Below are 12,040 nucleotides of genomic sequence, written 5' to 3' on the forward strand. Positions count from 1 at the left end.
CTCATAGTATGCATGCTTTACAAAAATATGCTTTTGATAAGCATGTAAATATTGTCAATACCACTCTATCTTATTACAATACGTGGTCAGTTTCAAGAATAGTTTTAATTTTCGTTACCATCAAATCGATTGCCACCTCATTATCCCCACCTTCAGGAATAATAATATCAGCATAACGTTTTGTTGGTTCAATAAACAAATTATGCATTGGACGCACCGCAGATAGATACTGATCAATCACGGAATCCGTCGTACGTCCACGCTCTTTAATATCACGCAGTATACGACGAATAATACGTAAATCAGAGTCTGTGTCCACAAATAATTTAATGTCCATAAGATTACGTAAGTCCGCATCTTCTAGCACTAAAATACCTTCTAATATAATAACATCTACCGGAGCTACAGGAATTACTTCTTTTGCCCTTGTATGTTGTACGTAGTCATATACAGGTTTTTCAATCGGCTGACGCTTTAATAGCTTATTTATATGCTCAATCAGTAAATCGTTATCAAACGCAAGTGGATGGTCGTAGTTTGTCTCTAAACGCTCCTCAAACGTTAAATGACTCTGATCCTTGTAGTAATAATCTTGTTCGATTACCACTACAGAATGCTCTCGGAAAACATCATAGATAGCACGTGTCACACTCGTTTTACCCGAGCATGAGCCACCAGCAATTCCGATGACGACTGGACGCTTAGTTGCCATTACTTATTCTCCTTTCGCATCATATTGTGCGGTTTTAAAGGCGTATCGCATGTAAATTTAATAATTTGTAATGGATGGCGTGCCGCATCTAAACTATTGCCATCTTCATCCCAAATTTCACCCATCGTGAAGCGGATATTGTCAATTTCTGGACCAAAGAACTCTACTTCATCTCCAGGTTTAAAATAGTTGCGTTGTTGCATTGTCACTATTTTTGTTTCTGGATCATGGTCTAAAATTAACCCTGCAAACTCATATGTCGTTTTACGGCCATGTACGCCAAACATTTGCTCTTCATGGCCTGGTGCATCGTGAAAGAATGCTTCCGCTGTGTCACGATTTGCACATTTATCTAGCTCTTCAAGCCATTCACGTTTAATGTTGAAGTTATCTGGGTCTGCACAATAAGCATCAATCACTTTACGATAAACAGAAACTACGGTTGCCACATAGTGGATGGATTTCATGCGGCCTTCCACCTTTAACGAATCAATACCCAGCTCGATCATATGAGGAATTGCTTCGATTAATTTTAAATCTTTTGGGCTCATAGCGAACGAAGCATGATTATCATCATAAAGCGCTTTTTCCGCACCGTCTTCTACCTCATATAAATCATAATCCCAGCGACAAGATTGACAGCAGCCTCCACGGTTAGAGTCACGTGCCGTCATATGATTTGATAGTACACAACGACCAGAATAAGCGATACACATTGCACCATGAACGAACGCTTCGATTTCGATATCGACTTTTTCCTTCATTAGCTTCATTTCTTCGCCACCTACTTCACGTGCTAAAACTACGCGGTGTAAGCCCTCTTCTTTCCAATACTGTACTGCCTTCCAGTTAGACAGAGATTGTTGTGTAGAAAGATGAATTTCAAGTTTAGGCGCAGCTGTACGGCATGTTTCAATAATTAGCGGGTCTGCTACGATAATGCCTGTTACGCCTGCAGATTCAATATCCTTCAAATACTGCTCTAAGCCGTCCATATTTTCATTGTGAGCAAAAATATTCGTTGTCACATATATTTTCGCGTCGTATTTATTGGCGAATCCTACACCCTCACGCATTTCCTCAATGGAGAAGTTATCTGCATTTGAACGAAGACCGAATTCACGACCACCAATAAATACTGCATCTGCACCGTAATGAACGGCCACTTTTAATTTTTCTAAGCTACCTGCGGGGGCAAGTAGTTCAGGTTTCTTTGTAATGACGCGCTTCCCATCCACGATTCCACGGATTTTGTCATTTTGTTGTAATGCTAATGCCATGTTCTTGCCACCTCCTAGTACACTGTTTCTTTGAAGATAAACCCAGTATCGAGAGGTCTGATGGCTGGCTGAATGTCTTCAATTTTTGCTAGTAAATCATCTTTCATGTCATCATACGCATCTTCTGATTCGTCAAAATATGTGTCGATTGCTTGACGATAAGCTTGCGTTACAGTCACAACGTATTCCGGTGTTTGCAGTACACCTTCAATTTTTAATGCATCAATGCCGGCTTCGAATAATTCACCGAGCTCATCGATTATGCACATATCATTTGGACTGAAAATATGCGTACCATTTGCATCCTCATAAATCGGATATTTATTGTTACGCTCATCATCATGAAGGAACATATTACGATTTTCCTTACGATTTTCAATTTCCATTACTTTATCTTGGTATAAGAAATAATGACCTAGTAATGGACGCTTCGATTGGAACATACAAGTCATACCATGTACTTGTACTTCAATTTCCATCTCCACATTTTCTTTAATTTCTACTACTTCATCTAAAGAAAGTTCACGTGCAAGAACAGCACGCATTGCACCACGTTTCCCCCAGTAATTAGCCGTAAACCAGTTAGTTGCTGTTGTTTCTGGATTCCAGTGCAGTGGAATTGTGACACCTTGCTCACGACGTACAATGATAACAGCAGGGTCACCGTAAATTAAACGGTCAACGCCAATTCGTTGCAGCTCTTTTAAATAGTCACCAAGTGCATCTATTTTTTCATTATGGAAAAGCGCATTCACTGCAACATATACTTTCTTACCAGCTGCATGAATAAGCTTTGTTGCTTCTTCTACTTCGCTGACAGAAAATTCCCCAGCAAGACGAAGGCCAAATTGTTGTTCACCAATGACAAAAGCGTCTGCTCCAGCTTCTAAAAGCGCTTTTACATGGTCCACCGTCTGCGGTGTTACAAGCAATTCAGGTTTTTTCATAGTAGTCACCTCTTCAAACATAATAATAAGCCATCACCGACAGGTAAAAATGCACTTGTGTAATCAGGATGATGCATAATCCAATCTGTGAAGTTTTTTAAATTTCGAATCATAGTGCGCTTACGACGCGGCACATCCTTTAAGTCCAAATCTGACAAGCCATGCATATACATATTATCGATATACAAAACTCCACCTGATTTCACAAGAGGCGCATACTTTTCAAAAAAACGTTGATATTGTCCTTTTGCTGCGTCAATAAACACTGCATCGAATACTGTATGAATTGCCTTATCATCTACTTCTAAGGCATCCCCCTCAATCACTGTAATTCGATTTGCATCAGTGGAACGAGCAATATAATCTTTCGCTTTCGTAACCCGGTCTACATCACGCTCAATTGTAACGATTTGCACATTTGGCAAAGCTTCTGCCATACGCAAAGCCGAATAACCGATTGCCGTACCAATTTCTAAAATCTTTGACGGATTTTGAATCCGTAGCAACTGGTTCAGTGCGTCTATGCCTGCAAGTTGCATAATTGGTACATGATTATCCTTCGCATATGCTTCCATTTCTAAAAGCAAATCATTACGTGGTTGAATAAATGATTGTATATATGCATCCGATAATTCCATTGTTTTATTTACACCTCAATCAATCACACCTCAGCAAATAAACAACACGTCCAATTTTGGCGTGCATTTAGGCATGCTCGAACGGTCGGGTTAATGGTACTACAGGACTTGGCTTTGTTAGCTAAGTAGTACAAGTTTGTCATTGTTTCGGCCACTCCGCTTTCGATCAGAAAATTGTCTTATGAATATGACGATCTACGCTACCTTCCTAAATTCACTTCCATCAAAATCTATGCCATTTGCTGGGTGCTTTAACTTAATTCAGCTAAGGTTTGAAACCCCACTGAATCGAATACATCTTTTGACACTTATCCCCCATCTATTGAAGTTAGGGGATGCTGTAGCTGTCGTTCACTCTTACTAAAGCATGCTGTCGTAACATTAAAAGACCTGCTGAAATAAATTACATGCAACAAGAAAAACCTCATTGACCCTATTCATAATTCATCATCATTTACCTACAAAAAGAAAAAGACCAAACGTGATGTCTTGGTACTTTGCCATACAAAAATGAGCAATTGTTTTTTCGAGTATGCTCGAAACAATTGCCACCACGTATATATTGAATCAATTACACCTCAGCGTAATTGCGTCCAGATTATGAATTGTGTAAACATAATTCAATACTTGCAGAGTCTTCTATTGACGCTTCATTTTCACGTAACAAACAGCTGTGACATTTACCGGAGGCTTTAACTTTATTCAGCAGGCATTAAATAAGCCTGCATAATGCAAGTCGAAACCTGCTCTTTCACATAACCTTTAAGGTAACATTTTGTTGAATAATGTTAAAATCACAACTTATAATAGCATGAAAATAGAAGGAAAGCTATTTTTCTTTCCTTCTATTCTTCTTATTGCATATGCTTTTTTCTATTATGAGACGTAACTATTCCGCTTGACGTAAATACTTTTCGACCTTTTGTAAATGCTCATCATATGTTTTCGAGAAGTGGTTGACGCCTTCTTTATCAGCTAAGAAATAGAAATAATCAGTTTTGCTCGGATTTAAAGAGGCTTCAATCGATGTTTTACCAGCACCAGCAATTGGTCCAGGTGGTAAGCCTTTGTTTTTATATGTGTTATAGGCATTTTCGACTTCTAAATCCTCATATAAAACACGGTCTTTATGCGAACCAAGTGCATATAAAACAGTTGGGTCTGTTTGCAGTGGCATGCCCTCATCGATACGATTAAAGAATACACTTGCAATCGTTTCTCGATCTGTTTGAGCTGTTGCTTCCTCCTCCAGTAAAGAGGCGAATGTTAATAGCTGATGCACTGACATTTGTTTTTCTGTTAAAACATCACTGTAATTTTTCACAACATTATTCATAGCTGCTACCATTTCTTCTACAATGGATTCTAATGATGGTTTTTCTTCAAAGTATGAATACGTTGCAGGGAATAAATAGCCTTCTAAATCATAGCGAATATTTTCCGCTAGCACTGCATCTGTTACAAGTTCAGGATAGTTGGCCATCATTTGCTGAACAAATGTTTCACTTGTCACTAAATCCATAAATTCTTTTTGTGTATACGGCGTTTTCTTTTCAATAATTTTACCTATTTGTTCAAGTGTTAAGCCTTCTGGAACTGTCATTGCAAAGACTGGCGTACGATATACTTTCCCAGTTTTTAAACTCTCGATAAGCTCGTCCAATGTCATAGCTTGAGTTAAATCATAATTTCCTGCTTGGAATTGTGATTCATTTTTAAACTTGGCATAATACTTAAAAACGCTTGCATCTTTAATAATGCCTTTGTCTTCTAATAACGCCGAAATGGACCCTAAACTTGAGCCAATTGGTACTTCAACAGCAATTGTTTTTGTTGCATCAGGATCCATAGGCTTTAGTGCACTCTTCACATAGTTATAGCCAAAAAAACCGACAATCCCTAATACTAAGACAAAAACTATTGTTATAATAGCAACTATTTTTCTCACGATTTTTACCTCAGATTTTCTTTCTTGCATTTTTGAAAACATTTCTTGTTTTTTAGAACCGTTATCCACGGGTTTCCCCCCCTATCACTATCCAATATCATACTAGAAATCAACTTTTACGACAAACAGAAATCGACAATACAGGAGAATTAGCACACATAAAAAAATCTGCTAACACTTTTGTCAGCAGATTACTACTTTTTCATAATTGAAAAGCACCTTGTTTTTCATCCATCAACAAGCCTTGTGCTAGCTGTGAAATGACCACATCGTCAGCAGGTGGATTGAAGCGGCTGCACTGTACATCTCGAAATAGGCGCTGTAATTTATTTGATTGGGAAATGCTACGCCCACCAACAATTTGCATAGCTTTTGTCACAATTTCAATCGCATTGTTACAAATCATATATTTTGCAATACTTACATCGTCCGCTAATTGCTCCTTGATAGCTGCATTTTGTTCTACCTGAGATGCAATGCTATAAAGTGTACGTCTGGCTGTTTGATATAACACTTCTATTTCGCCAATTTTTTGTTGTACGTGGCTAGCATGAGCAATCGTATTATTCAGACTGTATGAATAGGTATTTTTCGCAAACTCTATGGCATAGTCCCTTGCAGACCCTGCAATACCTAAATAGACAGCCGGAATTTCTAGTGAATAAACCCGACCATCTGCTAAAAAGCGATTCACTTCATTTGGGCGATGACGATATAATAATGCTTCATCAGGCACAAATGTGTCATGGAAAATAATATCATGACTACCTGTAGCACGCATGCCCATCGCATTCCACGTATTAATCATTTCTACCTGCTCATTTTTCGTTATTAGAAACTCTGCAGTTAAATTTTCTTCTTCTAAATAGGCGATAATCGTAAATTGCTGTAAGATGGGCGCTAACGAAGCAAAGGCCTTCTCACCTGTAATAATATAGCCACCATCCACTTTTTTAGCAGTCGTTCCAGGCAAGCTGCCACGTGAAATATTGCCCTTCCCTCGCTCACTATTTATAATATTCAGTAATGACCCTTCTTCTACAGCTTTTCGGCTCAGTTCTGCAAACACTTGTTCTGACCATGTTCTAGCCTCTCGGACATTTAAAAAGGTTAATAAATGCCACCCGACTGATAGCGCAGTTGAAGCATCCCCTCTAGCTAACTGCTCCTGTACTAATAACATTTCATAGAGTGAAATTTCATCCCCTCCATATTTTTTCGGCACCGTTAATCGGAAATAACCCGCCTCTTCTAAAATCTTAAAATGCTCAAATGGAAATTCTCCGCTTTCATCATAGCTAGCTGCTGTTTTTTCAATTTGCGTTGATAAGCCACGAGCATATTGCACAAGCTGTTGTTCACGTTCATTGCGAATAAAGACATCACTCATGTCGGTGTCACCTTACTTTTGACAAATCGATTTTCTGGTATTTTCAGCCCTAAATGCTCACGCAGCGTCGAGCCTGTATAGTCTTTTCGAAAGATGCCGCGTTCTTGTAAAATAGGGATAACTTTTTCTACAAAGTCCTCTAAATCACGTGGCAATAATGGAAATTGTAACATAAAGCCATCTGCTGCATTCTCGTTAATCCAACGCTCCATTTCGTCGGCAATTTGAATAGGTGTCCCCACAAAGGCATCACGACGGGCTGGGCCAAATAGACGTGCATATAAATCCCCGACCTTTAAATTTTCTTTTTTAATAATGTCTAAATGCTCATGGAAATGACTTTGAATACTGTTGACCTCCGGAAATTCCACTTCAATCGCAGGTGTATCTAACGAATACTTCGAAAAATCAACATTTCCCATATAACCCGAAACAAACTTCAAGCTCTCATAAGGATCTACTAAAGCTTGCAACTCATTGTACTTACGATTAGCTTCTTCCTCCGTATCACCGACAATTGGTGAAATCCCTTGCAATATAAGAAGTTCTTCTGCCGAACGACCAAATGGGGCAAGTTGTGCCTTTAAATTACGATAATGGTCCTTCGACTTTTCAATACCATCCCAGTGCACAAAAACTACTTCTGCTGTACGTGCGGCCAATTTTTGCCCAGGCTTTGACGCACCTGCTTCCACAATAACAGGCTGCCCCTGCACTGAACGAGCGATATTTAACGGTCCTTTTACCGATAAATAGTCCCCTTTGAAGGCTGTTTCATGTACCTTTTTTGGATCATAGAAAATGTTATTGTTCCGATCATAGACAAACGCATCATCTTCCCATGAATCCCATAATGATTGGACAACATCAATAAATTCCTCTGCGCGCTCGTATCGATGATCGTGCTCCCAATGTTTATCCCGACTAAAGTTTTGAGCAGTCTCACCTGTTGCGTCGGCCGTCGTTACTAAATTCCATGCAACGCGGCCATTACTTATATGGTCGATAGACATGAACTGTCTCGCTAACACATATGGTTCGCTATAAGTTGTCGATGCCGTTGCACCTAGACCAATTTTTGTCGTTGCTGCCGCTAAAGCTGTAATCTGAATGAGTGGGTCAAAACGATTTAAAATATGGGGATGCGATTCATGATTAATTGCTAAACTATCGGCGACAAAAGCAATATCAAATTTACCCTTCTCCGCAATCTGAGCCGCCTTTTGCAACGTTTGAATATCAATACTTGCATTTACTTGCCCTTTCGGATGTTTCCAAGCTGCAACATGCATCCCTGCTCCTATTAAATACAACGCTAACTTCAATTCCTTTTTCTCCGCCATTCATCCTCACTCCCTTTAATATGAATAAAACTTTTTCCATGAAGCTAATTCGTCCAATGGCATTTTGACAGGAACATAATTCCCCTTTGAAATATCTTTAATGAAATTTGCCGTTTTTTCACGTTGATAAATATCCACAATTTTTTTCAATGTTGCATTGTCTTGGTCTTCTGCCTTGGCCACTATCACATTAATAAATGGCTTTGCAGTCTCACTCTCATGAATAATGGCATCCGTTAAAAGCAAGCCCGCTTCTACTGCCACACCATTATTTATAACTGCAAAATCAGCATCCTCCATAACACGTGGTGTTGTTGCCCCCTCTACAGGTAGGATCGTTAAATTTTTCGGATTATCTTTAATACGGTCCTCTCCACCATTGCCATCAAAATCTTCAGTAACCGTCAGTAAATCGTATTCTTGCAGTAATAACAGCGCACGTCCCCAGTTCGATGGATCATTTGGTACCGCAATTTTTGCTCCTTCTTTGATATCCGTTAATGCACTATATTTGTTAGAATATAAACCAATGGGCGCCATAATTGTAGTACCTATCGCCTGTAAATCAGTATTATTATTCGTATTAAATAAGTTTAAGTATGCTACATGCTGAAAAGCATTAATATCCACTTCATCCTCTGCTAATGCTTGGTTTGGGTCAAATTGGGCAGAGAATGTAACGAGTTCGAGCTCAAGATTTTCCTTCGCCGCTTGTTCTTTGATATACTCCCATGTTTTCAGTTCAGAGCTGCGAATACCGACTTTTACGACATCCTTTTCTTCGGCTTTTGCACATGCTACAAGCAAAAATAGTAGCGTAAGCAATCCTATGAGATATTGCGTTTTTTTCATTGTAGTACTTCCCTTCTATGACACTCTTCGTAGTTTTCTTTCAAAGCTATTGCCGATGCTTTGAATAATTTGAACGAGCACCACTAAAATAACAACCGTTACTAAAATTGTGACATTATCAAAGCGTTGATAGCCGTAAGTAATGGCTACATCACCAAGACCACCGCCACCTACTGCTCCTGCCATTGCTGTCGCCCCTATCAAGCCGATAGTTGCCGTCGTGACACTTAAAATCAATGATGGGAAAGCTTCAGGCAATAAAAATTTACCAATAATTTGGAACGGAGAGGCTCCCATTGCCTTTGCTGCTTCAATGATGCCTTCATCCACTTCAAGCAAAGAATTTTCTATCAATCTTGAAATATACGGCCCGATATGCAAAACAAGCGGTACGATTGCTGCTGTTGTACCAATGGCCGTCCCAACTATTAAACGTGTAAATGGAATAATGGCAACAAGTAAAATAATAAATGGAATGGAGCGCAGCGTATTTACTATAGGATTCACGATAGAAAAGATAATTTTATGTTCCAAAATATGTCCTTTTCTTGTCACAACTAATGTAATGCCTAAGATAAATCCTAAGACCGCTCCAAAAAATAACGAGATACTAACCATGTACAGCGTATCCAACACTGCGTCGATAATGATTTGTGAGCTCACCTTCATGTGCACTGACCTCCTCAACCTGTATATTTTTGTTTTGAATATAGACAAATGCCTTTTGAATTTCTGCCTCAGGGCCAACGAGTTCAACGATTAAATTACCAAAGGGTATACCTTGTAGCTCAGTAATATTGCCAAACAGTACATTGACATCGACATTGAATTTTTTCGCTACCTGTGATACTACTGGTTGCCCTACATCCACCCCAATAAATTTCATGTTATAAACGCGTTTCGATCCATTTTTCACTTTAAGTTGCTCATAAATTGATTGAGGAATGTCCTCACGAACGACCGATTGTACAAAGTTTTTCGTTGTATCTTCTTTTGGTGCAGAAAATAGATCAAGCACATTCCCTTCTTCAATAATGTCACCATTTTCCATGACCGCAACGCGATTACAGATGTCGCGTATTACTTCCATTTCATGTGTAATCATTAAAATCGTAATACCAAACTCAACATTGACACGCTTCAATAGCTCTAAAATAGACTTTGTCGTTTGTGGATCAAGTGCAGATGTTGCTTCATCACACAATAAAATTTTTGGCTTTGTTACCAGCGCACGCGCGATTCCAACCCGTTGCTTTTGTCCACCAGATAATTCGTCTATATAACGATTGGCTTTATCTTCTAAGCCAACGAATGTTAGTACTTCACGTACTTGTATTTCAATAATTGATTTTTTGGCACTGCTCAACACCAATGGCATCGCCACATTTTCAAAAACTGTTTTAGAATTGAGCAGATTGAAGTGTTGGAAAATCATCCCGATTTTTTTCTTTTCCTCTCGTAATTGCTTTTTACTTAATGTTGTAAGATTTATGCCATTAACAAGTACCTGACCTGATGTAGGTTCTTCCAATAAATTCACTGTTCTTAATAAGGTACTTTTACCAGCACCACTAAAACCAATAACACCAAATATATCTCCTTTTTGTACCGTTAAATTGATGTGATTTAAGGCCTTAACTGTGGATTGACCCACCTGAAATTCCTTCGTCGTTGAGATGAATTCAATCATGCACATTCTCCTCCTTGTCAGTGAATTTAGTGTCTTGATAATTGTGCTATATGACCGTTAAAATACTGGAACGACAGCACCTTTATAGTGTTCTTCAAAAAACTTACGTGCCTTATCACTTGTTAACCATTTGACAACTATTTGAATGGCAGCATCATCTTCTTTTTCTTTAGTCGTGGCGATAATATTGACATACGGTGATTCTGGTCCTTCAATGATGAGTGCATCCTCTATTGGGTTATACCCTCCCTCTAAGGCATAGTTGGTATTTATGGCAGAGGCGACTACATCATCTAGTGAACGAACTAATAAAAGGGAATCCACTCCGATAAATTGAATATTTTTTTCGTTTTTTGTTATGTCCTCGATTGTAAAATCATTCTTCTTTGCATCATCTAATTCAATAAGACCATTACTCTCAAACAATAGTAATGCACGGGAAAAATTGACTACATCATTTGGTACTGCTACCTCTGCATTCTGTGGTAAATCATTTATGCTATCGATTGTTTTTGAGTACACACCAAATGGTTCAATGTGTATACCTCCTACACTTACTAAATCTAAATTACTTTCTTTATTTGTTTGCTCTAAAAATGGGATATGCTGAAAATAATTGAAATCCAATTCACCGTCCGCTGTTTGTTGATTTGTTTGTACAGCATCTTTTAAAATGGAAATTTCTAATTTCACACCCTCATTTGCGATATCGTCAGATAAGTATTCCAGCACTTCTGCATGTGGTACACTTGCTGCCCCTACTTTTAAAGTGACCGTGTCATCCTTACTTGCCTCACCTGATTCAGCACAACCTGCTAATACGCTCATCACGAACGCACCGACCAACAATACCCATAATTTCCTCATCCTTATATCCTCCTTTGTAAATATATTTACTTGGTTTTATAATAAAATAAAAATCGTAAAATTTATAACGGATGAAGTTTTTCTCAAATGACCAAATTATTTGAAATTTCATATTTTTATTTAAAATAAATCTTATCTGTTTACTAATGATTGGTCAATGCCATTTTTTCTTGTTTTTTCCCTCTAATCATAAAAATCGTAAAATAAAAATCGTAAAAAGCAATTATTTGCTCGATAAAGACAAATAGTCACTATTAAATACATGTTTTTTATTATTAGATAGAAAACTTTTAAACATCCGATAGAAATTTTCAATTAGGCTTTCGAATACAAAAATCCAATAAAGTGAAACTTCAATCAGTGGGGGGTTTTC

11 protein-coding genes are annotated in these 12,040 nt (G+C 38.3%); all 11 read right to left on the reverse strand.

Features of this window, described 5'->3' with window-relative positions; translation table 11 throughout:
* Window positions 1-73: 73 nt before the first annotated feature.
* Window positions 74-712: a uridine kinase gene (udk, locus tag ACOMCU_RS05690; protein ID WP_010859965.1), complete on the reverse strand. Its 639-nt coding sequence runs from the start codon at window positions 710-712 to the stop codon at window positions 74-76.
* On the reverse strand, window positions 712-1,992 hold the full coding sequence (locus ACOMCU_RS05695) for a peptidase U32 family protein (protein ID WP_010859966.1): 1,281 nt from the start codon (window positions 1,990-1,992) through the stop codon (window positions 712-714). Before ACOMCU_RS05695 ends, udk begins: the two co-directional genes overlap by 1 nt.
* Window positions 1,993-2,006: 14 nt before the next feature.
* A complete protein-coding gene (locus ACOMCU_RS05700) occupies window positions 2,007-2,939 on the reverse strand; it encodes a peptidase U32 family protein (protein WP_421049635.1) in 933 nt (310 codons plus the stop codon).
* Window positions 2,940-2,944: 5 nt separating this feature from the next.
* Complete coding sequence (locus ACOMCU_RS05705) at window positions 2,945-3,577, reverse strand: O-methyltransferase (RefSeq protein WP_421049636.1); 633 nt, start codon at window positions 3,575-3,577, stop codon at window positions 2,945-2,947.
* Between the two features lie 889 nt (window positions 3,578-4,466).
* Complete coding sequence (mltG, locus tag ACOMCU_RS05710) at window positions 4,467-5,594, reverse strand: endolytic transglycosylase MltG (RefSeq protein WP_010859969.1); 1,128 nt, start codon at window positions 5,592-5,594, stop codon at window positions 4,467-4,469.
* 133 nt (window positions 5,595-5,727) lie between these two features.
* On the reverse strand, window positions 5,728-6,915 hold the full coding sequence (locus tag ACOMCU_RS05715) for an acyl-CoA dehydrogenase family protein (protein WP_421049637.1): 1,188 nt from the start codon (window positions 6,913-6,915) through the stop codon (window positions 5,728-5,730).
* Window positions 6,912-8,258 (reverse strand): LLM class flavin-dependent oxidoreductase, encoded by a 1,347-nt coding sequence (locus ACOMCU_RS05720; RefSeq protein WP_421049638.1) that lies wholly within the window; start codon window positions 8,256-8,258, stop codon window positions 6,912-6,914. Before ACOMCU_RS05720 ends, ACOMCU_RS05715 begins: the two co-directional genes overlap by 4 nt.
* 15 nt (window positions 8,259-8,273) lie before the next feature.
* The gene (locus tag ACOMCU_RS05725) at window positions 8,274-9,110 is read right to left on the reverse strand and encodes a MetQ/NlpA family ABC transporter substrate-binding protein (RefSeq protein ID WP_421049639.1); all 837 of its coding nucleotides are present in this window, start codon (window positions 9,108-9,110) and stop codon (window positions 8,274-8,276) included.
* A 15-nt stretch (window positions 9,111-9,125) separates the two neighbouring features.
* Window positions 9,126-9,779 (reverse strand): methionine ABC transporter permease, encoded by a 654-nt coding sequence (locus tag ACOMCU_RS05730; RefSeq protein ID WP_010859973.1) that lies wholly within the window; start codon window positions 9,777-9,779, stop codon window positions 9,126-9,128.
* Complete coding sequence (locus ACOMCU_RS05735) at window positions 9,721-10,800, reverse strand: methionine ABC transporter ATP-binding protein (RefSeq protein WP_421049640.1); 1,080 nt, start codon at window positions 10,798-10,800, stop codon at window positions 9,721-9,723. Before ACOMCU_RS05735 ends, ACOMCU_RS05730 begins: the two co-directional genes overlap by 59 nt.
* Before the next feature lie 57 nt (window positions 10,801-10,857).
* Window positions 10,858-11,667, reverse strand: coding sequence for a MetQ/NlpA family ABC transporter substrate-binding protein (locus ACOMCU_RS05740; protein ID WP_421049641.1), 810 nt, complete (start codon window positions 11,665-11,667; stop codon window positions 10,858-10,860).
* Between the last annotated feature and the right edge of the window lie 373 nt (window positions 11,668-12,040).

The organism is Lysinibacillus sp. UGB7, assembly GCF_049058285.1.
Lineage (GTDB): Bacteria > Bacillota > Bacilli > Bacillales_A > Planococcaceae > Lysinibacillus > Lysinibacillus sphaericus_B.

Coding starts and splice junctions, on each gene's coding strand:
- ACOMCU_RS05700 (WP_421049635.1), bottom strand. CDS start 2,939: ATGAAAAAACCTGAATTGCTTGTAACACCGCAGACGGTGGACCATGTA.
- ACOMCU_RS05705 (WP_421049636.1), bottom strand. CDS start 3,577: ATGGAATTATCGGATGCATATATACAATCATTTATTCAACCACGTAAT.
- udk (WP_010859965.1), bottom strand. CDS start 712: ATGGCAACTAAGCGTCCAGTCGTCATCGGAATTGCTGGTGGCTCATGC.
- ACOMCU_RS05725 (WP_421049639.1), bottom strand. CDS start 9,110: ATGAAAAAAACGCAATATCTCATAGGATTGCTTACGCTACTATTTTTG.
- ACOMCU_RS05735 (WP_421049640.1), bottom strand. CDS start 10,800: ATGATTGAATTCATCTCAACGACGAAGGAATTTCAGGTGGGTCAATCC.
- ACOMCU_RS05720 (WP_421049638.1), bottom strand. CDS start 8,258: ATGGCGGAGAAAAAGGAATTGAAGTTAGCGTTGTATTTAATAGGAGCA.
- ACOMCU_RS05740 (WP_421049641.1), bottom strand. CDS start 11,667: ATGAGGAAATTATGGGTATTGTTGGTCGGTGCGTTCGTGATGAGCGTA.
- ACOMCU_RS05730 (WP_010859973.1), bottom strand. CDS start 9,779: ATGAAGGTGAGCTCACAAATCATTATCGACGCAGTGTTGGATACGCTG.
- ACOMCU_RS05695 (WP_010859966.1), bottom strand. CDS start 1,992: ATGGCATTAGCATTACAACAAAATGACAAAATCCGTGGAATCGTGGAT.
- ACOMCU_RS05715 (WP_421049637.1), bottom strand. CDS start 6,915: ATGAGTGATGTCTTTATTCGCAATGAACGTGAACAACAGCTTGTGCAA.